This window comes from Pokkaliibacter sp. MBI-7, assembly GCF_029846635.1.
Classification (GTDB): Bacteria; Pseudomonadota; Gammaproteobacteria; order Pseudomonadales; family Balneatricaceae; genus Pokkaliibacter.
Map to the genome: position 1 here is coordinate 3,927,532 of NZ_JARVTG010000001.1, position 19,263 is coordinate 3,946,794.

The 19,263-nt window shown below is 57.2% G+C and carries 17 protein-coding genes; 13 read left to right on the plus strand and 4 right to left on the minus strand.

The window, feature by feature from the left end; translation table 11 throughout:
- Positions 1-322: 322 nt before the first annotated feature.
- Together iolG and QCD60_RS17320 are read right to left on the minus strand one after the other, a co-directional pair.
- Entirely contained in the window at positions 323-1,309 is a 987-nt protein-coding gene (gene iolG, locus QCD60_RS17315) for an inositol 2-dehydrogenase (protein ID WP_104156608.1), read from the minus strand.
- Positions 1,310-1,501: 192 nt separating this feature from the next.
- Positions 1,502-2,389 carry a MurR/RpiR family transcriptional regulator gene (locus QCD60_RS17320; protein WP_279787440.1) on the minus strand — a complete coding sequence of 296 codons (888 nt, stop codon included), beginning with the start codon at positions 2,387-2,389 and terminating at the stop codon, positions 1,502-1,504.
- A 1,021-nt stretch (positions 2,390-3,410) separates the two neighbouring features.
- On the opposite strand from QCD60_RS17320, the gene QCD60_RS17325 reads away from it, so the two are divergent.
- From QCD60_RS17325 to QCD60_RS17350, 6 genes are all read left to right on the plus strand, one after another.
- The gene (locus tag QCD60_RS17325) at positions 3,411-3,578 is read left to right on the plus strand and encodes a hypothetical protein (RefSeq protein WP_279787442.1); all 168 of its coding nucleotides are present in this window, start codon (positions 3,411-3,413) and stop codon (positions 3,576-3,578) included.
- Between the two features lie 4 nt (positions 3,579-3,582).
- On the plus strand, positions 3,583-4,728 hold the full coding sequence (locus tag QCD60_RS17330; RefSeq protein WP_279787444.1) for a Gfo/Idh/MocA family oxidoreductase: 1,146 nt from the start codon (positions 3,583-3,585) through the stop codon (positions 4,726-4,728).
- Between the two features lie 13 nt (positions 4,729-4,741).
- Positions 4,742-6,700 (plus strand): 5-dehydro-2-deoxygluconokinase, encoded by a 1,959-nt coding sequence (gene iolC, locus QCD60_RS17335; RefSeq protein ID WP_279787446.1) that lies wholly within the window; start codon positions 4,742-4,744, stop codon positions 6,698-6,700.
- A 21-nt stretch (positions 6,701-6,721) separates the two neighbouring features.
- Positions 6,722-8,572: a 3D-(3,5/4)-trihydroxycyclohexane-1,2-dione acylhydrolase (decyclizing) gene (iolD, locus tag QCD60_RS17340; RefSeq protein WP_279787448.1), complete on the plus strand. Its 1,851-nt coding sequence runs from the start codon at positions 6,722-6,724 to the stop codon at positions 8,570-8,572.
- A 144-nt stretch (positions 8,573-8,716) separates the two neighbouring features.
- Positions 8,717-9,607 (plus strand): myo-inosose-2 dehydratase, encoded by an 891-nt coding sequence (gene iolE, locus QCD60_RS17345; RefSeq protein WP_104156604.1) that lies wholly within the window; start codon positions 8,717-8,719, stop codon positions 9,605-9,607.
- A gap of 167 nt (positions 9,608-9,774) precedes the next feature.
- A complete protein-coding gene (locus QCD60_RS17350; protein WP_279787452.1) occupies positions 9,775-11,277 on the plus strand; it encodes a CoA-acylating methylmalonate-semialdehyde dehydrogenase in 1,503 nt (500 codons plus the stop codon).
- A gap of 232 nt (positions 11,278-11,509) precedes the next feature.
- On the opposite strand, the gene QCD60_RS17355 is transcribed toward QCD60_RS17350, so the two are convergent.
- Together QCD60_RS17355 and putP are read right to left on the minus strand one after the other, a co-directional pair.
- A complete protein-coding gene (locus QCD60_RS17355) occupies positions 11,510-12,826 on the minus strand; it encodes an NAD(P)/FAD-dependent oxidoreductase (protein WP_279787454.1) in 1,317 nt (438 codons plus the stop codon).
- Positions 12,827-13,305: 479 nt separating this feature from the next.
- Positions 13,306-14,802, minus strand: a complete 1,497-nt coding sequence (gene putP, locus QCD60_RS17360) for a sodium/proline symporter PutP (RefSeq protein ID WP_279787456.1) — start codon at positions 14,800-14,802, stop codon at positions 13,306-13,308.
- A gap of 330 nt (positions 14,803-15,132) precedes the next feature.
- Here putP and QCD60_RS17365 point away from each other — a divergent pair, with 330 nt between their 5' ends.
- From QCD60_RS17365 to QCD60_RS17395, 7 genes are all read left to right on the plus strand, one after another.
- Complete coding sequence (locus QCD60_RS17365; protein ID WP_279787458.1) at positions 15,133-15,756, plus strand: sigma-70 family RNA polymerase sigma factor; 624 nt, start codon at positions 15,133-15,135, stop codon at positions 15,754-15,756.
- Entirely contained in the window at positions 15,753-15,950 is a 198-nt protein-coding gene (locus QCD60_RS17370) for a zf-HC2 domain-containing protein (protein WP_279787461.1), read from the plus strand. Before QCD60_RS17365 ends, QCD60_RS17370 begins: the two co-directional genes overlap by 4 nt.
- A gap of 364 nt (positions 15,951-16,314) precedes the next feature.
- Positions 16,315-16,563 carry a DUF2282 domain-containing protein gene (locus tag QCD60_RS17375; protein WP_104156599.1) on the plus strand — a complete coding sequence of 83 codons (249 nt, stop codon included), beginning with the start codon at positions 16,315-16,317 and terminating at the stop codon, positions 16,561-16,563.
- A gap of 142 nt (positions 16,564-16,705) precedes the next feature.
- Positions 16,706-16,945: a DUF2282 domain-containing protein gene (locus QCD60_RS17380; RefSeq protein ID WP_279787464.1), complete on the plus strand. Its 240-nt coding sequence runs from the start codon at positions 16,706-16,708 to the stop codon at positions 16,943-16,945.
- 11 nt (positions 16,946-16,956) lie between these two features.
- Entirely contained in the window at positions 16,957-17,823 is an 867-nt protein-coding gene (locus tag QCD60_RS17385) for a DUF692 domain-containing protein (RefSeq protein WP_279787466.1), read from the plus strand.
- Positions 17,813-18,598 carry a DNA-binding domain-containing protein gene (locus QCD60_RS17390; protein ID WP_279787468.1) on the plus strand — a complete coding sequence of 262 codons (786 nt, stop codon included), beginning with the start codon at positions 17,813-17,815 and terminating at the stop codon, positions 18,596-18,598. The genes QCD60_RS17385 and QCD60_RS17390 overlap by 11 nt, the downstream gene beginning before the upstream one ends.
- A 75-nt stretch (positions 18,599-18,673) precedes the next feature.
- Positions 18,674-19,153 (plus strand): DoxX family protein, encoded by a 480-nt coding sequence (locus QCD60_RS17395; protein ID WP_279787469.1) that lies wholly within the window; start codon positions 18,674-18,676, stop codon positions 19,151-19,153.
- Positions 19,154-19,263 lie beyond the last annotated feature (110 nt).

Sequence of the window (19,263 nt, forward strand, 5' to 3'; positions counted from 1 at the left end):
TCCGTCCGGGTAGGGCAGTCTCACAGGCGGTGAGATGAGTTCTACAGGGGGCCAACAACGCTGAATGGTCCACGGGGCCTTTGCAGTTCCTGCTTTCATTCATGCCTTCCTGCTGCTGATCTGCGTGATGGCGTTTGCCACCCCGGTGCGAAAGGCCATCCTGACCAGTAAAGAGTCTAGCTAACAAATACGCAGTGCTGTGCGTCTGAGTGACGCGCAAAGATGACAGTTCCGCACCACATGGCTCCGGGGGGGGGGGCCGGTTTGCTGCCATGCCTGTGCAGCGTGGGTGGCCTGTCAATCACAGACCACCCTTGCAGCGTTACAGTTTTACCGCTTTGCCTGTTTCCAGAGAGGCAATGCAGGCCTCTGCCAGTTCCAGTGCACGGATACCGTCACGGATGCCGGTCAGCGGGGTGCTGCCCGACACTATGGCATCGACGAAGTCCTGCAGCTCATTACGGTAGGCATCGGCGTAGCGCTCCAGGAAGAAGTGCAGTGGCTTGTCGCTGACCACGCCTGGCTCACCGGCGAAGGTAACGGTGGTAGGAGTGTGGTTACCGGCCTGCAGCATGCCCTGGCTGCCGAACACTTCGATACGCTGGTCGTAACCATAAACGGCGCGGCGGCTGTTGCTGATCTGGCACATACGGCCGCTGGCGGTCTTCAGTGTCACCATGGCGGAGTCCACATCGCCTGCCGCGCCAATGGCGGGGTCGACCAGATTGCTGGCAGTGGCGAACACTTCAACGGGCTCCTCGCCCAGCAGCCAGCGGGCGATGTCCAGATCGTGAATCATCATGTCACGGAACAGACCACCGGAAACTTTGATGTAGCTGACGGGGGGGGGGCTGGGGTCACGGCTGGTGATGATGACCTGTTCCAGATTGCCAATCTTGCCATTGCTCATGGCCTGCTGCAGAGCGCGGAAACTGGGGTCGTAGCGACGGTTGAAGCCCAGTGAGCAGGGTACGCCGGCGGCGTTGACGATAGTCTCGCAGCTGCGGGCACGTTCCAGATCCAGATCGACAGGCTTCTCACAGAAAATGGCTTTGCCTGCTTTGGCCGACGCTTCGATCAGATCAGCATGGGTGTCGGTTGAGCTGGCGATGATGACGGCATTGACGGCCGGGTCTGCCAGTGCTTCTTCAACCGAGGTGACGGTGGCACCGAGCTCAGCTGCCAGCTGGGCGGCAAACTGCTGGTTGACGTCAACCACGTAGCGGATGCGTGCCTGTGGATGTGCAGCGACATTGCGGCCATGAATGGAGCCGATGCGACCGGCGCCAAATAAGACGAACTCAAGCATGTTGTTCTCCGTAATTCCGGCGAGGCCGGGTCAAAGTGATGCGAATCAGTGAAGCGTCAGCGGGCTGGGCTTCGTTATTGTTCTTGTTGGGCCAGACCGGTAGTGGCCGGTCTGGGATTCTTGTCAGGGAGGCTGTCGCCAGGCAGAGCACAGCGCTCCCTGTTGTTCGCTGTAACGTTAGGTGTAACCCTGTCAGGTCGGCGCGGGGGTATCGAAACGCCCGGAGGATCTGCCTTCCTGTTGCTCCAGTTTGTAGGCCAGACTGATGGCCAGTGTCTGTGCCAGACACAGCGTGGAGGTCAGCGAGCGGAAGCCGCGTACATCGGCTTCCTTGATGTCGAAATAGACTTTGGCCAGCGGCACCAGCGGGCTCAGCTTGGAGTCGGTGATGGCAATGATCGGCACCTTACGTTCGTGGGCACGATGCACCACGCTGCTGGTTTCAGCGGCATAGGGGCTGTAACTGATGGCTACCAGCACGTCTCCTTCGCCCAGCACACTGGCCTGTTCTTCCAGCATGCCGCCGTTGCCATCGATCATGTGTACCCGGCGGTCGATATGGCGCAGGGCATACACCAGATAACTGGCGACCGCGAAGGAGCGGCGCAGACCGACCACGTGGACAGCCTGAGCACTGGCCAGCAGCTCGACCGCTTCATCCAGTTGCCGGGCGCTGATCATGTCAGGCAGATGTTCCATCGACAGGCTGTTGCCCTGCACGAACTCCTGCAGGATGGTGTTGCTGTTGACCACGCTGGTGCTGTCGCTCTGCTTCAGCAGACGCACCCGTTCACCATAGCTGGTGGTATGTTCCACCAGTTTCTGGCGGAACAGGCTCTGCATTTCACTGAAACCGCTGTAGCCGAATGCCGAAGCGAAACGCACCAGCGTGGAAGGATGAACTCCGGCCTGATCAGCGATCACGGCCACGGTGTCGAGTGCCACGGTATTGGGATGTTCCAGCACAAAGCGTGCTACTTGCTGCAAGCGTTTGCTCAGCTGCTCATGGCGCTGAGTAATACACTCCTGCAACTCCTGAAGAGTGGCGGGAGCCTGATTGTTTGAGGGAGGAGTATCCATCGCTGCCTACTTGTTATGGTGGGCAGATCGGGCTGCCCGTTTATTCTTCGCTGCTGTCACCAGATTTGCCTGGCGGGTGACAAACAGCACACCCTGGTGGCGCTATGTCTCCTTGCGCGGAATTGCGTCGTTCCGTTGTCAGAACGTGTTCACGATCTGCTGCGCATCGCCCAGGCGGCGTTGAAAAGCTCTTCGGAATGCTCATTTACGCTAAGTAAACTCCGCTTCTCTGTACTTTTCGCTTTGTCTGGCTCTCGCTCGCGAGATCGTGAATACGTTCCAGGCCCTCATGCGGTGAGGAGGCTGTCACGGGGTAATGGTCTTCGCCAAACTTACCCGTGCTGGCCTTGTTGCGATCTTGCCTGGTATTGCTGCTCTCAAAGGTGAGCGTGTTACGGAGAAGATCGCATCTTAACCCTTACATCGAATCAGACAAATCCCCTGCAGTGCACGTCCTGTCTGGTATCCAGCCTCATAGATGAGTGGGGCAGGGAACGGGCATCGGTACTTTTCATGTTCCGTCTGCTGCTGAAACGTTGCCGCTACTGGATTAGTGAGTAGTGATTGCGGCTGCGTCAGTCAGATCCGGAGAGCTCATCCTGACCGGGATGAATGAAGTCTGAGCTATTTTATTTTTCTTGTTAAAATTTTGGAATAAATATTCCGTTTTGTTGATCACTGTTCTGCAAAAGCAGAATCCTGTCAAGCCTATCGAGAAGGCATTTTGTGCTTTCTGATGGCTTAAAACACGGTAAATAACAGGCGTTATAACTGTCTTGAGTACATTTTCTCTCTTTTAATAATTGAAATTTATTTTCTGGCTTGTTGCAGGAATGGAATATTTATTCTATTCTGCAGTCATTCGCTTACAGCAAGGCGCTTTTTCAACCTCGACTGTGATGGGTCTGATCCGACATGAAGTGTGCTGCGCCTGCAGCAGGCTGATGAGGGCCAGCTCTGAGAGAGGGGAAAGCCGCTGGCAGGCAAGTACTAACAGAACAATAACAAGAGGTAGGCTTCCATGTCCCTGAGCATGCAGGCGGTCATTTATACCGCCGCTGTCGCGGGCGCCGACTCCGGCCCCAACTTCATCGCTGCAATCAATACCATGCTGGATTCTGCACAGGCTGATCAGCAGCGGGTTGAAGGCTGTCCGTTGTTCTGTCGTTTCCCAACCTTTCATGGGTGAGCACATGAGCAGCAATCATTCAAAGCAACTGCGTATTGGTCTGATCGGTACCGGCTATATGGGTAAGGCTCATAGTATTGCCTTCCATGCGGCACCGGCGGTGTTTCCTCTGGCGGGTGAAATTGTGCTGGAGATGGTCGCCGAAGTGGATGCCGAGCTGGCTGCCAGAAAGGCCACCGAACTGGGTTTCCGGCGCTCCACGGGGGACTGGCGTACACTGGTCAATGACCCGTCGATTGATGTCGTGGATATTTGCTCTCCCAACTTTCTGCACAAAGAGATGGCGCTGGCCGCGATTGCCGCAGGCAAGCACGTCTACAGTGAAAAGCCGCTGGCACTGACCGCGGCAGACGCCAGGATCATGACGGAAGCGGCCGAGCAGGCCGGCGTCAAGACGCTGGTGGGGTTCAATTACATCAAGAACCCTACCTTGCAGCTGGCCAGGGAAATCATTAGTCAGGGTGAAATCGGCGAGGTAGTGCACTTCCGCGGCACCCATAACGAAGATTATCTGGCCGATCCCACTGTCCCTTACAGCTGGCGGCTGAAGCGTGAGTTTTCCGGTTCCGGCACGCTGGGTGACATGGGCTCGCACATTATCAACGTGGCCCAGTATCTGGTGGGTGACATCACTGAGGTGATGGGTGATCTGCAGATCGTGCATCGTCACCGTCCTATTGCCGGTCGCCCGGGTGAATACGGCGAAGTGGAAAACGATGATCAGGTGCATTGCATGGTGCGCTTTACCGGCGGTGCCATCGGCACGCTGGAGTCCAGCCGTATCGCCTGTGGCCGCAAGAACGGCCTGACTTTTGAAGTCACGGGCACCAAGGGCACCATCCTGTTTGATCAGGAGCGTCTGTCCGAACTGCAGCTTTATACCAGTGGTGATGCCAGTCACCGGCAGGGCTTCCGTACCATTCTGGTTGGCCCCCAGCATCCTGATTACGTCAACTTCTGCGTCGCCGGCGGCCATGGCCTGGGCTACAACGACATGAAGATCGTTGAAGTGCGTGATCTGGTGGATGGCATCCTGGCAGATCGTCCCATGTGGCCGGATTTTCGCGCTGCCTATGAGGTCAACCGGGTACTGGACGCTGTCGAACTGTCCCACGCGCAAGGGCGCTGGGTGAACATCAACGAATTCTGAGTGGAGCATTGCCATGCCTGACAAATCACCTCATAGCGACGTTCAGTCCCGCGCCCTTGATCTGATCGTTCTTGGCCGCGCTGCCGTGGATTTCTATGGTCAGCAGGTCGGTGCCCGGCTGGAGGATGAAACCTCCATGGCCAAATACCTCGGCGGCTCCTCGGGCAACATCGCCTTTGGTACTGCGCGGCAGGGGCTGAAGTCCGCCATGCTGACCCGTGTCGGTAACGAGCATATGGGCCGCAGTGTCCGCGAGACCCTCAGCCGTGCTGGTGTGGATGTCTCCCATGTGGTGACAGATCCCGAGCGGCTGACCGCACTGGTGATCCTGGGGATCAAGGATCAGGAAACCTTCCCGCTGATTTTTTACCGTGAGAATTGTGCCGACATGGCCATCAGCACCGAGGATTTCGATGCTGACTTTATTCAGTCTGCCAGGGCGCTGGTGATTACCGGAACCCATTTCTCCACCGAACAGGTCAATCGGGTCAGCCGTCAGGCGATTGAGTATGCCCGTGCCGGTGGCGTCAGAACGGTGCTGGATATCGACTACCGCCCGGTGCTGTGGGGTCTGACCACGCGCGGTGATGGTGAAACCCGCTTTATTTCCAGTGAGTCGGTCACTGCCCACTTGCAGAGCATCGTGCCGCTGTTCGATCTGATCGTCGGCACTGAAGAAGAGTTTCATATTGCCGGTGGCAGCACCGACACCCTCGAAGCGCTGCGCAATGTACGCCGGGTGTCGGACGCCGTGCTGGTATGCAAGCGTGGCCCGCTGGGCTGCTCGGTCTTCACCGGCAGCATCCCGGATGACCTGGACGAGGGTATCACCGTCAAGGGTGTGCGGGTGGATGTACTGAATGTACTGGGCGCTGGCGATGCCTTCATGAGCGGCTTCCTGCGTGGCTGGATTCGCGGTGAATCCTACGAGCAGTGCTGCCGCTACGGTAATGCCTGCGGTGCGCTGGTGGTATCTCGCCACGGCTGTGCTCCCGCCATGCCTACAGCGGAAGAGCTGGACTACTACATTGCCAATGCCGAGCAGATCCCGCGTCCTGACAAGGACACCCACCTGAGCTATCTGCATCGGGTCACCACCCGCGATGTGGAATGGCCTGAGCTGTGTGTGCTGGCCTTTGATCACCGTATCCAGCTGGCCAATATGGCCCGCGATGTGGGTGCATCAGAAGAGCGCATTGAAGAGCTGAAGCAACTGATTCTGCAGGGCGCTTTCAAAGGGGCTGCAGAAATGGGGCTGAATGGTAACGCCGGTATTCTGGCCGACACCACCTACGGACAGGCGACCCTGAATGAGCTGACCGGGCGTGGCTGGTGGATCGGTCGTCCGGTCGAGTTACCCGGTTCACGGCCACTGCGTTTTGAGTATGGCAACAACATCGGTCAGCAACTGACCAGCTGGCCGCGTGAACATGTGGTCAAGTGTCTGGTGTTCTACCATCCCGATGACAGCATTGACCTGCGTCTGGATCAGGAGCGCAAGGTCGCAGACATGTACGAAGCCTGCGTCAACTCAGGCCATGAGTTCCTGCTGGAAGTGATTCCGCCTGCGGGCTCAACCGTCGATGACCAGACGCTGGCCCGTGCGCTGACCCGTTTCTACAACATCGGCATCTACCCCGACTGGTGGAAGTTGCCCTCGCCCAGCCGTGCGGCCTGGCAGCACATTGAAAGTGTCATCAACCAGCGTGCGCCGCACTGTCGTGGAGTGGTGTTGCTGGGGCTGGATGCACCGGAAGAAGAGCTGCGTGATGGCTTCAATCAGGCGGCAGGTATCGAGGTGTGCAAGGGCTTCGCAGTGGGCCGCACCATCTTCGGCAAGCCTTCGCGGCAGTGGCTGGCAGGTGAGCTGAATGACCAGCAGCTGGTGGATGTGATCGCTGGCAACTACGTACGCATGATTCGTTACTGGCGCGAGCGCAAGGCGCCGGTCACTGCCCAGTCTGTCGCCTGACCTGCATTTTGGAGTAAGACAATGAGCACTATTCGTTTGACCATGGCGCAGGCGCTGGTGAAGTTCCTGCAAGCGCAGTATCACGAAGTGGATGGCAAGGAAATCCCGCTGTTCGCCGGTATGTTTGCCATCTTCGGTCACGGCAACGTGGCCGGTATTGGCGAGGCGCTCCATGCTGTACGCAACGAGTTCCCTACTTATCGCGCTCACAACGAGCAGGGCATGGCGCTGGCGGCTACCGCTTTCGCCAAGCAGAATCGCCGTACGCAGATTCTGGCCTGTACCACCTCCATTGGCCCCGGTGCGATGAATATGCTCACCGCTGCCGGTGTAGCACACGTCAATCGCCTGCCATTGCTGTTGCTGCCCGGTGATACGTTCTCCACCCGCACTCCCGACCCGGTGCTGCAGCAGGTGGAAGACAGTGCCAACCCGGGTGTCACCGTGAATGACTGTTTCCGACCGGTGTCCCGTTACTTTGACCGCATTCATCGCCCTGAGCAGCTGATCACCAGCCTGCCAGCGGCCATGCGGGTACTGACTGATCCGGTGGACTGTGGCCCGGCCACCATCGCGCTGCCACAGGACATTCAGGCAGAAGCCTATGATTATCCAGAGAGCTTCTTCCGCAAACGGGTACATCGCCTGCGTCGCCCTCAGGCGGATGTGGATCAGCTCAGCGAAGCGCTGGCGGTGCTGCGCAGTGCGCGCAAACCCATGATCATTGCCGGTGGTGGCGTGCATTACGCCGGTGCCGTCGATACCCTGCGTGCTTTCGTCGAGAAGCACCATATTCCCGTGGCGGAAAGCCAGGCAGGCAAGGGCGTGCTGCCCTGGGATCACCCGCAGCTGCTCGGCTCCATTGGCGTGACCGGCACCTCCGCGGCCAACCATGCCGCACAGGAAGCAGACGTTGTGCTGGCCATCGGCACACGCCTGCAGGACTTCACCACCGGCTCACGTACCGTATTTGGCAACCCCGATGTCTGCATTATCGGTCTCAACGTTGCTGCCTTTGATGCCTATAAGCATGAATCACTGCCGCTGGTGGCTGATGCCAAAACCACACTGCCTGTCATCAGTCAGAAGCTGGGTGACTGGCAGAGTGAGGGGGCCTGGCAGGACAGCGTGGCAGGCTGGATCGCTGACTGGATTCGTGTGTCGGATGCCATCCTTGCCGCTCCTACCAGCCATTATCTGCCGACCGATGCCAATGTGATCGGTGCCGTCTGGCGCAATCTTGAGCCTGCCAGCACCGTTGTCTGTGCGGCCGGTGGCCTGCCTGGCGAGCTGCACAAACTGTGGCGTCCCCATGACAGTCAGGGCTATCACCTGGAATACGGCTTCTCCTGCATGGGCTACGAAATTGCCGGTGCGTTGGGTGCCAAGATGGCGACGCCTGAGCGTGAAGTCGTGGTGATGGTGGGCGATGGCTCCTATCTGATGCTCAACTCCGAAATCGCCACGTCGGTGATGCTGGGTTACAAGCTCATTATCGTGGTGCTGGATAACCGCGGTTATGCCTGTATCAACCGTCTGCAACAGGTATGCGGTGGCGCACCTTTCAATAACCTGCTGGAAGACTGCCTGACCGTTGAAGGTGGCGCACCGAAGACGGATTTTGCCGCTCACGCCAGAGCGATGGGGGCTGCCAGTGAGCAGGTCACCACTATCGCTGAGCTGGAGCAGGCCATGGCCCGTGCCAAAGCCAGCCCGATCACCTATGTCATTGCTATCGATACGGATCCCCAGCCTTCCACCGAAGAGGGTGGCCACTGGTGGGATGTAGCCGTTCCAGAGGTGTCGGTGCGTGAGCAGGTGCGAACTGCTTTTACAGGCTACAAGACGCAAAAAACCAAACAGCCCTACTGACAATCTGTTCACGAGCTGCCGTGGCCAGCCGCTGCAGCATCGTGAACGCGTTCAGCCAGTACGTTCTGATAACAACAGAGATACCGGCACCTGCACATCAGGCTGTCGGACAGTGTCCACATTGCAACTTAAGAGTAGAAGGCTATGAGCAAGGTACAGATCGGTATCAACCCGCTCACCTGGAGCAACGATGATATGCCCTCACTGGGCGCTGATACTCCTCTGGAAGTGTGTCTGGAAGAGTCGCGTCTGGCGGGTTATGCCGGGGTTGAGCTGGGTAACAAGTTTCCTCGCGATCCTGAAGTGCTGAAGCCGATTCTGGCGCAGTTTGACCGTCAGCTGGTGTCTGGCTGGTACAGCTCCCGTCTGCTGGAGCGTACTGCTGAGGAAGAAATTGCCGCTCTGCAGGATCACCTGAAGCTGCTCAAAGGCTGTGGTTCCAAGGTCATGGTCTATGCCGAAGTCAGTGGTTGCATCCACGGTGAAATCGATACCCCCCTGTCCAAGCGCCCCGTGCTGCGTGCTGATCAGTGGGAAGAGTTTGGCAAGCGGATGACTCAGGTCGGTGACTATCTGCTGTCGCAGGGCGTCAAGCTGGCCTATCACCATCACATGGGCACCGTGGTGGAAACCGAAGATGAAGTGGATCTGCTGATGCAGCACACCGGTGATTCCGTTGGTCTGCTGGTCGATACCGGTCACATCACCTGGGCAGGCGGCAGCCCCCTGAGCCTGATCAAGAAGTACGGCCCTCGTGTCAGTCATGTGCACTGCAAAGACATTCGTCCGCAGATCATGGCTCACGCCAAGAATACCGATCAGCCTTTCCTGCGGGCGGTACTGGACGGCGTCTACACCGTACCCGGTGATGGTTTCCTCGATTATCAGGCCGTGATGCATGCGTTGAAGGCGATTGATTACAGCGGCTGGATTGTGGTTGAGGCCGAGCAGGATCCTGCCGTTGCCCATCCTCTGACCTACGCCAAAATGGGTTACGAGCACCTGGCGGAGTGTGTGGCCAAGGCCGGTCTGTAACCGCCTGTTTATGATCCGCTGTGTGGCTTGGCTGTCTGATGGCAGGCACGACGCAGCGACTAATTCATCGGTAAAAGGCGTCACTGACTGACGTGAAGGTCAGCAGTGACTGCTCGCGCCAGCTGATCGGGAGGCATCTCGTCAGCGGACATTATGAGGTGAAAGTAATGACTCAGATTCTTGGAAATTTCGTAGCGGGTGCTGAAACAGCCAGCCACAGTGGTCGAACTGCAGCGGTTCATAACCCGGCGACCGGTCGGGTGAGCAAGCAGGTCGTATTGTCGTCTGCCGAAGAAGTGGCCCATGTGGTCGCTGTTGCCAGAGAGGCATTCCCCGCCTGGGCGGCAACACCCCCACTGCGTCGCTCACGAGTGCTGTTCAAATTCAAGGAACTGATCGAGCAACACTTCGATGAGCTGGCGGAAATCATTACTGTTGAGCATGGCAAAGTCTTTTCCGATGCCAAGGGTGAGCTGATCCGTGGTCTGGAAGTGGTCGAGTTTGCCTGTGGCATTCCTCACCTGCAGAAAGGTGAACACTCGGTCAACGTCGGCTCTAATGTTGACTCCTGGTCAATGATGCAGCCACTGGGTGTGGTGGCCGGTATTACGCCGTTCAATTTCCCAGCCATGGTGCCCATGTGGATGTTCCCGGTGGCACTGGCGTGCGGTAACTGCTTTATCCTCAAGCCTTCGGAAAAAGACCCTAGCATGGGGATGCGTCTGGCTGAGCTGCTGAAAGAAGCGGGCCTGCCCGATGGCGTCTTCAACGTCGTCAACGGTGACAAGGAAGCGGTTGATGTGCTGCTGACTCACCCTGATATCGAAGCTGTCAGCTTTGTAGGCTCAACACCCATTGCTCAGTACATCTATTCCACCGCCTCGGCACACGGCAAGCGTGTGCAGGCACTGGGTGGTGCCAAGAACCATATGGTGGTCATGCCCGATGCTGACATGAAGCAGGTGGCGGATGCACTGATGGGGGCCGCTTACGGTTCGGCAGGCGAGCGCTGCATGGCGATCTCGGTTGCAGTACCTGTCGGTGAAGGCACTGCTGAACGGATTCTGGAAGAGCTGGTACCACGTATCGAAGCCCTGCGTGTCGGCGATGGCATGTCTTCACCCGAGCCTGAAATGGGCCCGCTGGTTTCCAGGGAGCATCTGGCCAAGGTCACTGGCTATGTCAACAAAGGTGTGGAAGAAGGCGCCAGACTGGTGATCGATGGTCGTGGTCTGCAGGTGGAAGGTTGTGAAGACGGCTACTTTATCGGTGGCTGCCTGTTTGACCATGTCACTCCTGACATGACCATCTACAAGGAAGAGATTTTCGGCCCGGTGCTGGCCATGGTGCGGGTGAAAACCTTCGATGAGGCTGTCGCGCTCATCAACGCCCACGAGTATGGCAACGGCACCGCGATTTTCACCCGTGACGGTGATTCCGCCCGTCAGTTTGCCCAGCATATCCAGGTGGGTATGGTCGGCGTGAACGTGCCTATCCCTGTACCTATGGCTTTCCATTCCTTTGGTGGCTGGAAACGTTCGCTGTTTGGCCCTCTGCATATGCACGGTCCGGACGGTGTGCGCTTCTACACCCGGATGAAAACCGTTACCAGCCGCTGGCCAACTGGCATCCGCGCTGGTGCGGAGTTCGTAATGCCCACGATGAAGTAATGGGATCTCACGTTCCTGGAACGTGTTCCCGGTGGGTTCCCTGAAGTCATCTGGTGTGCGGATTCGTCAGATGATTTCCAGGCCAGTCAGGCTCCCCTGACAGCGGTGCTGCTGTTCATCTGACTGGTCTTGTTGGATCGTTTGTGCCCTTGTGCTTGTAAGACTCAGTAATTAAGCAACCGCACTCTCCGGAGTGCGGTTTTTTTTGCTCAGTCAGACAGACACAACAGGTTTAATGCAGCTTCAGGCGTGGGCGTAGCACCTTGTTGATATGCTCCACAAAGGCCATGAGCAGTGTGGCTAGCGGGCCGTGTAAAGCCAGCTGGTGCATGCGATAGAGCGAGACGTAGAACATGCGTGCCAGATGGCCTTCGATAAAGAAGCTGCCCGAGGTCAGATTGCCCATCAGGCTGCCAACGGTAGAGAAGCGGCTGAGGGATACCAGTGAGCCGTGGTCCTTGTAGACAAACGGCTGCATAGGTTGCTGATTGAACAGACGCTTGAGGTTTTTGATCAGATGGCTGGCCATCTGATGAGCTGCCTGAGCCCGGGGTGGTACCCAGCGGTTGTCATCGATAGGGCAACCTGCACAGTCGCCAATGGCAAAGATGCGCTCATCCGTCAGGCTCTGCAGGCTGGGGTGAACCATGACCTGATTGATCCTATTGGTTTCCAGCCCATCCAGTTGCGCCAGAAAGGCCGGCGCTTTGATGCCTGCCGCCCAGACCATCAGATCTGCCGATATGGTTTCCCCTTCGGCCGTATGCAGACCCTGCTCAGTGGCTTCGACAATGCGGGTGCCTGTTCGTACCTTGACGCCAATCTTGGTCAGTTCCAGATGGGCTGAAGCACTGATGCGCTCCGACAGGGCGGGCAGAATGCGGGGGCCGGCCTCGATCAGGTGGACATCGAGCTGGCCTTTATCCATGCCTTCAAAACCAAAACTGCCGATCATCCGTGCGGCGTTGTGCAGTTCGGCGGAGAGTTCAACGCCTGTTGCACCGGCACCGACGATGGCAATGGTGAGCCGCGCCGGGTGATCGGCCTGATCACGATTCTGCACTGACAGGCGCAGAAACTGGTTCAGCAGCTTCTGGCGGAAGCGCTCCGCCTGTTCACGGCTGTCGAGAAAGTTACAGTGCTGGGCGACGCCCGGCGTACCGAAATCATTGCTCTGGCTGCCCAGTGCCAGCACCAGATAGTCGTACTGCAAGGTGCGGCCGGGGACGACCTGGGTTCCGCTGTCATCATTGATCGGTGCCAGGGTCAGCTGACGCTCAGTGCGGTCGATACCGGTCAGGGTACCCAGCTGAAAGTGGAAATGATGGGCTCGGGCGTGGCCGCGATAACTGACTTCGTCGATGCCGGAGTCCAGCGAGCCCGTGGCGACTTCATGCAGCAGCGGCTTCCAGATATGTGTAGGGCTGCGGTCAACCAGCGTCACTCGGGCTTTGCCTCGTTTGCCGAATTGATGACCAAGGCGGGTAACCAGCTCCAGACCGCCTGCACCTCCGCCAATAACCACGATATGGGGGACAGTGTGTGACATACGTCATTCTCCAAAGGTAATAAATCCGGCCCGGGGGCAGAGAGCCGTGAGGCTCCGGGGTACTGGCCGAGCTATCAGAGGCGCATGCGTCTTACTCCCGATCGGCGTTCAAGGTGTACCCGTGCTGAAGTGGCTATAACCCTTTCAGCTGAATGGTGCTCTTATTAGACTTTGTGGTTATTTTACTCACAAAAGTGATTTTTAAGCTGTTTCAGTGTTGATTATTGCGTAATGTTTAATACAATGGTGTCGTTCGAGTCTGATGCAGTAAATGACGAAAGGCGCTTCTGGATGGAAGCGCCTTTTTTCTTTTCTGTCTTCCAGCATCCCCACCTATGATGCGGTCTGTCTCTTCCCTGGCCAACAGACCATGCTCAGCAGTCAAACATTACAAGCGGCGCTGAATGGGCGTCTGGCAGTGTTCTTCGGCCGATTCTGAAAATACCCTTTGCGATGTGCCAATGTAGTAAAGCAACGCATTATTCAGGCGTTGTCTTTGGTTTGTCTGGAGCGATCAGTTTGTCTGATGCGACGCTGCGTGGTCGCGGCGGTGTGGATACCAGACTGACCAGCACCACGGCGATCAGCGCCAGCAGGAAGCCGGGGATAATCTCGTACAGATCGAACAGCCCGCCCTGCAGATGCTTCCAGATCACGACCGTGATACCACCAACGATGATCCCGGCCAGCGCACCGTTGCGGGTCATACGACGCCAGTACAGCGATAGCAGGATCACTGGCCCGAACGCCGCACCAAAGCCTGCCCAGGCGTAGGCCACCAGCTCCAGTACGTTGTCCTGTGAGTTCAGTGATAGCCAGACTGCCAGTGCCGCAACCCCCAGTACGCCAATCCGGCCAGCGGTTACCAGTTCTCTGGCGCTGGCATGCTTGCGATACAGGCTGCGATAGAAGTCCTCTGCGAGGATGGATGAACAGATCAGCAGCTGCGAATCGGCGGTGGACATGATGGCGGCCAGCACGGCGGTCAGCAGCACACCGGCAATGGCCGGGTGGAACAGCATATGGGTTAGGGCGATATAGACGGTTTCCTCATCGGCCAGATCACGATGCAGATAGTGCTGGGCGACCCAGCCCGTCAGCAGTGCGCAGGCCAGCACAGCAAAGCTCCAGGATACGGCGATAAACCGCGCCAGACCGATTTGCTGGTCGTCGCGAATGGCCTTGAAGCGGGCGAGAATATGCGGCTGACCGAAATAGCCCAGACCCCACGCCAGTAGCGAGACAATGCTGATCCAGCTCAGTGGCTGGCCGCTGTTGTCGGTCCACATATCCAGCAGCGCCGGCGATTTTTCGGCCATGGCCGAGCGCACGGCAAACCAGCCACCGGCCTCACCGAGACCATAGAGTGAAACGCAGGCGAGGGCGAAAATGATCAGCAGGGCCTGCACCACATCGGTCCAGGACACAGCAATAAAGCCGCCGAAGAAGACGTAGCAAACGATAAATACCGCACCCAGCACCACGGCGTAGTCGTAATCCATGCTGAACACGGCTTCAAACAGTTTGCCCTGCGCCACGAGACCGGCGCTGATATAGAAAATAAAGAAAAACAGGATAAACAGCGCCGAAACGATGCGAATAATCTGCGAATGATCGCGAAAGCGATTGGCAAAGTAGGAGGGCAGGGTGAGCGAATCATCGGTGAGGGAGGAATAGACCCGCAGGCGGCGGGCCACAAACCGCCAGTTCAGCCAGGTACCGGCGACCAGACCGATAACGATCCATTCTGCCTCGTACCCTGCTACCAGTGCGTATCCGGGCAGGCCCAGCATTAGCCAGCCGCTCATGTCGGAGGCGCCAGCAGACAGGGCAATCGGGAAGGGGCCAAGTCGGCGGCCTCCCAGTGCGTAGTCCGACAGGTTAGTGGTACGGCTGTAGGCCCAAAAGCCAATGAACAGCATGATGGCGAGATAGGTGACAAAAGCCAGCGCTGTTGCCAGGTTTCCGTCGATCATCCGTCAATAGTCCCCAGTCCAGAGTGGTAGCAGAATCAGTTGCAGGTCAAAAGGGTGCCAGAAGGGCACATGCTGCTGAAGTATATATGCAGACTTTTGTATTCCCTGCAGATTTACCGCGGAAGTCAGCTGATTTACTCAGTTGTGCAGACATCCATGGAATCAGGGAACTGCCAGACCGGTCTGTGCTCTAACGGGCTGACTATTAATGTGTAGCAGATCTGCTGAGTGCTGCGCGGAAATATGCTGTGCTCAGTTTGCGCGTTAGGATAGCTGTCGTGATCAGTGAGGCGCAGTTCAGCAATAACCATTGAGACGAGTGGGGTGTGAATGGACAGAGCCATGGATGTGACAGCGGGAATGGCGGAGCGCTCTCAGGCTCTGCTGGCGGACAACGCCTTCCTTGATGATCTGCGCGGGCAGATGCTGAAGTTTGCCAGAATGCAGTTGCGTGACGAGCAGCTGGCTGAGGATGCGGTGCAGGAAGCCTTTGTCGGCGCTTTGAAGAATGCCGCAGCGTTCGGCCGGCGGGCTGCGTTGAAAACCTGGGTTTTCGCGATATTAAAGAACAAGATCACCGATATTCTGCGTGCTCGTATGCGTTTGGTGCCATTACCCAAAGCCGATGAGCAGAGTGACGACGAAGTGATTGATATTCTGTTTCGTGACAATGGCCACTGGCACAAGGATGTTCGCCCCAGCAAGTGGCAGGATCCCGATGAGGATATGGAAAACAGCCAGTTCTGGCAGACCTTTGATATGTGTCTGAATGCCCTGCCGGAGCGTCTTGCCAGACTGTTCATGATGCGTGAGTTTCTGGAGCTGGAGACGGAAGAAATCTGCCAGAGTGAAGAGATCAATCAGAACAGCCTCAATGTGTCGCTCTATCGTGCCCGGGTCAGGTTGAGGGAGTGTCTGGAAAATCACTGGTTTGTCGGAGGTAGCAGCAAATGATGAACTGCAAAGAGGCAACCCGTCTGATGTCGGAAGGGCAGGAGCGCAAGCTGACCACGTCGGAAAAGGCTGCACTGTCTGTGCATACCATGATTTGCCGCGGCTGTCGGAACTTCTCCCAGCATATGAAGGTGCTGCGGACCATGGCCCGCCATTTCAGCAAGGCGGCGGATAACAATGACGACGGCAAATGATTTGCCGTCGGACTCCCTGAGCTGATCATTGTCTGTCACCTGTCACCTGTCACCTGTCACCTGTCACCTGTCACCTGTCACCTGTCACCTGTCACCTGTCACCTGTCACCTGTCATGCTTTTCAGGGTGTCCCATGCCCTGTTATCTCTTTCGCCATCCTTTTACTCTTTGTTTTTATTGAATTTTTCTTTCTGCCGAATTTTTTTGGAAAAAAATTAAAATTTTTGTGTAAGAAAGCCCGCGGGGTGGCGACTAAACCTACAGCCAAAGCAATTCGCCTGGCTCCACGCTGACGGCGTCGGGACTAGCAGTCTTTTATTCCAATACTTCAGATTTCTATTTCACTACATCAGAGGTGCAGACAATGAATAATTCCAAACTACTGGCCATCGCTGCCGTATCAGGTTTGCTGACCATGGGTGTAATGGGGCAGTCCGCTATGGCTGCGGCTGACAAGGAAAAATGTTACGGCGTGGCGATGGCTGGTCAGAATGACTGTGCCTCCAATGGCCACGCCTGTGCCGGTCAGGCCACCAAGGACAAGGATCCAGGCGACTGGAAATATGTTGCCAAGGGCACCTGTGAAAACATGGGTGGCATGCTGAATAAGTAATTCCGGTCAAAGTGAGCGATGTCATCTGCCCGCCGGTCAGGTGATGTTCTCTTCCTCAGTAAGCAGTACGCAATAAAACAACTATTCTGATTCAACGACTAAGCTGTCTGTTCAGACGACGGACAGCATGGAGATCAACGTGATGAAAGCTTCTAATCTGTTGGCTATGAGTGCGGTTGCAGGTCTGCTGGCGATGAGCGCTGCTGCTACAGTGAGTGCTGCCGAGCAGGATAAATGCTTCGGTGTGGCGATGGCTGGCAAGAACGACTGCGCTACTGCTCAGCACGCCTGTGCCGGTCACTCCACCAAAGACAAAGACCCGATGGATTTCAAACTGGTCGCCAAAGGCACCTGTGAAAGCATGGGTGGCATGCTCAAATAACTGAGGTTGTTATGACGCAATTACCGATTGCGGTTGGCGTCGGGTTACGCGGCACCCATTACCGGGATTTTCTCGCTGATCAGGCACCGGCCGTCCCCTGGCTGGAAGCCCACAGTGAGAACTATTTCGGTGGTGGGGCTGCGCTCCATACCCTGATGCGTATTCGTGAACGTTATCCCATCAGCCTGCATGGCGTGGGTATGGGGCTGGCATCAGCCGACGGGCTGGATGCTGCTCATCTGCGCGAACTGCAGCAACTGGTGGCGACCGTGCAGCCTGCTGCCGTCTCCGAACATCTAAGTTGGAATCGCAGTGGCGGGCAGGTCATCAATGATCTGTTGCCTTTCCCCTACACCGCCGAGGCACTGGATCTGGTGGTGCGTAACGTGGATCAGGTACAGCAGGCACTGGGGCGTGCCATTGCCGTGGAAAACCTGTCCAGCTATGTGCGCTTCCGGCAGACGGCGATGAGCGAGGCCGAATTTCTTGCCGCGCTGGTCGAGCGTACAGGCTGCAAGATTCTGCTCGATGTCAACAATATCTACGTCAATCAGGTCAATCTCGGGATTGATGCCCGGCATTTCATGCAGACGTTGCCGGTCGGGCAGGTGGCAGAGATTCATCTGGCGGGCTTTTCCACGCTGGAGGATTGTCTGGTGGACAGTCACAGCCAGCCGGTCTGCGCCGAAGTGTGGCTGCTGTACGTGGAGGCTCTGCAGCGTTTTGGTGCGCTGCCTACCCTGCTGGAGTGGGACATCGATATTCCGCCACTCACCGTGTTGCTGCAGGAGGCCGACAAAGCGCAGCAGATTCTGCAGCAGACGGCTGCTTTCCTGCCTAAGAATCGAGAGCAGAAGGAGCATGGTGATGTCCTCTGAACTGGCGCAGATTCAGCAGCAGATGCTTAATGCTGTCACTGGCACCTCGACCGCTGTGCAGGAGTGCTTACAGTCAGGGCCGGGCTGCAGCAGCGAGCGCGGTATGGATGTCTATCGCAACAACCGCCGGGTAGTGCTGAAGTCCATGCTGAGTTCGGTCTACCGGATGGTGGCACAGATTGTCGGTGACGACTTCTTTCAGGCACTGATTCATCGTTATGTCCAGACGCTGCCCTCCCTGAGCGGTAATTTGCATCTCTACGGTGGTGAAATGGCGGCGATGCTGCGTGCGATGCCTGAGGCGGACGGACTGCCCTATCTGGGCGATGTCGCTGAGCTGGAGTGGGCATGGCACGAGTGTTACTACGCCGCCGACAGCGCCGATTTTGATATGGCCAAACTGGCAGCGGTGGCGCCCGATGCGTTTGCGCAGCTGCGCTTTGTGCTGTCGCCCGCTCTGCAGCTAGTGCGCTCGGACTATCCGTTGTACACCATCTGGCAGCGCCATCAGCCTGACTCAGAAGTGGTACAGGTGGATCTGGGCCAGGGTGGGCAGTGTGTTGCACTGTGGCGCCCTTATGGTCAGGTGCAGATTCGTCCCTTGAGCCGGGGGGAATACCAGTTGCTGCTGACGCTGCAGCAGGGGGCCTCCTTACAGCAGGCGGTGGAGTCGCTGGACGGCCTGACGGACGGCGATACAGAGGTGGATGTGCAGGCCACGCTGGGCTGGCTGCTACAGCAGCGGATGCTGGTGGATATCAGCCTTGCTGACTAACGTATTCACCGCTTCCGGGAAGTAAACAGCAGGTGCAACGCCTCACCCGGCCGACAAAAACAACAGGAATACACCATGTCCGATCTGTTACTGAGCCTCAGTCGCTGGCTGGAGCGTCACTCACCGCCGCTGCGTGACGTAGTCTGGCTGATTGTGCGCCTCTATGTCGCCAACGTGTTCTTCAAATCCGGTCTGACCAAGATTGATGACTGGAGTACCACGCTGTTTCTGTTTACCGAGGAGTACCACGTCCCCCTGCTGCCACCGGCGCTGGCCGCGGTCATGGGCACGGCGGGTGAACTGGGCTTGTCGGCATTACTGGTGCTGGGGCTGGCAGGGCGCTTCAGTGCCTGTGGATTGTTTATCCTCAACATTGTGGCAGTCATTTCCTATCCGGCCGTTCGCGAAGATGCAGCGCTGCTGGCTTCACATACCCATTGGGGGCTGATGCTGGCAGTGCTGGCCGTTAGCGGACCGGGCCGGCTGGCACTGGATGCGGTTCTGCTGCGTATTATTTCCCGCCGGTATCAGGACAATTTCCCTCATCGGGGATAAATATTTCCCTGTTGCGGTCTCACTTATGAACTTATCGGGCTGGCGGCAGTCAGGTATTGCCGCCACAATTGGCACTTTCGGTGGCCTGCCAAGGTGTGTTTTGTGAGTGA

Bases quoted from the DNA above. Each gene is read 5' to 3' on its own strand.
- iolG (WP_104156608.1), bottom strand. From the start codon at position 1,309: ATGCTTGAGTTCGTCTTATTTGGCGCCGGTCGCATCGGCTCCATTCAT.
- QCD60_RS17320 (WP_279787440.1), bottom strand. From the start codon at position 2,389: ATGGATACTCCTCCCTCAAACAATCAGGCTCCCGCCACTCTTCAGGAG.
- QCD60_RS17325 (WP_279787442.1), top strand. From the start codon at position 3,411: ATGTCCCTGAGCATGCAGGCGGTCATTTATACCGCCGCTGTCGCGGGC.
- QCD60_RS17330 (WP_279787444.1), top strand. From the start codon at position 3,583: ATGAGCAGCAATCATTCAAAGCAACTGCGTATTGGTCTGATCGGTACC.
- iolC (WP_279787446.1), top strand. From the start codon at position 4,742: ATGCCTGACAAATCACCTCATAGCGACGTTCAGTCCCGCGCCCTTGAT.
- iolD (WP_279787448.1), top strand. From the start codon at position 6,722: ATGAGCACTATTCGTTTGACCATGGCGCAGGCGCTGGTGAAGTTCCTG.
- iolE (WP_104156604.1), top strand. From the start codon at position 8,717: ATGAGCAAGGTACAGATCGGTATCAACCCGCTCACCTGGAGCAACGAT.
- QCD60_RS17350 (WP_279787452.1), top strand. From the start codon at position 9,775: ATGACTCAGATTCTTGGAAATTTCGTAGCGGGTGCTGAAACAGCCAGC.
- QCD60_RS17355 (WP_279787454.1), bottom strand. From the start codon at position 12,826: ATGTCACACACTGTCCCCCATATCGTGGTTATTGGCGGAGGTGCAGGC.
- putP (WP_279787456.1), bottom strand. From the start codon at position 14,802: ATGATCGACGGAAACCTGGCAACAGCGCTGGCTTTTGTCACCTATCTC.
- QCD60_RS17365 (WP_279787458.1), top strand. From the start codon at position 15,133: ATGGACAGAGCCATGGATGTGACAGCGGGAATGGCGGAGCGCTCTCAG.
- QCD60_RS17370 (WP_279787461.1), top strand. From the start codon at position 15,753: ATGATGAACTGCAAAGAGGCAACCCGTCTGATGTCGGAAGGGCAGGAG.
- QCD60_RS17375 (WP_104156599.1), top strand. From the start codon at position 16,315: ATGAATAATTCCAAACTACTGGCCATCGCTGCCGTATCAGGTTTGCTG.
- QCD60_RS17380 (WP_279787464.1), top strand. From the start codon at position 16,706: ATGAAAGCTTCTAATCTGTTGGCTATGAGTGCGGTTGCAGGTCTGCTG.
- QCD60_RS17385 (WP_279787466.1), top strand. From the start codon at position 16,957: ATGACGCAATTACCGATTGCGGTTGGCGTCGGGTTACGCGGCACCCAT.
- QCD60_RS17390 (WP_279787468.1), top strand. From the start codon at position 17,813: ATGTCCTCTGAACTGGCGCAGATTCAGCAGCAGATGCTTAATGCTGTC.
- QCD60_RS17395 (WP_279787469.1), top strand. From the start codon at position 18,674: ATGTCCGATCTGTTACTGAGCCTCAGTCGCTGGCTGGAGCGTCACTCA.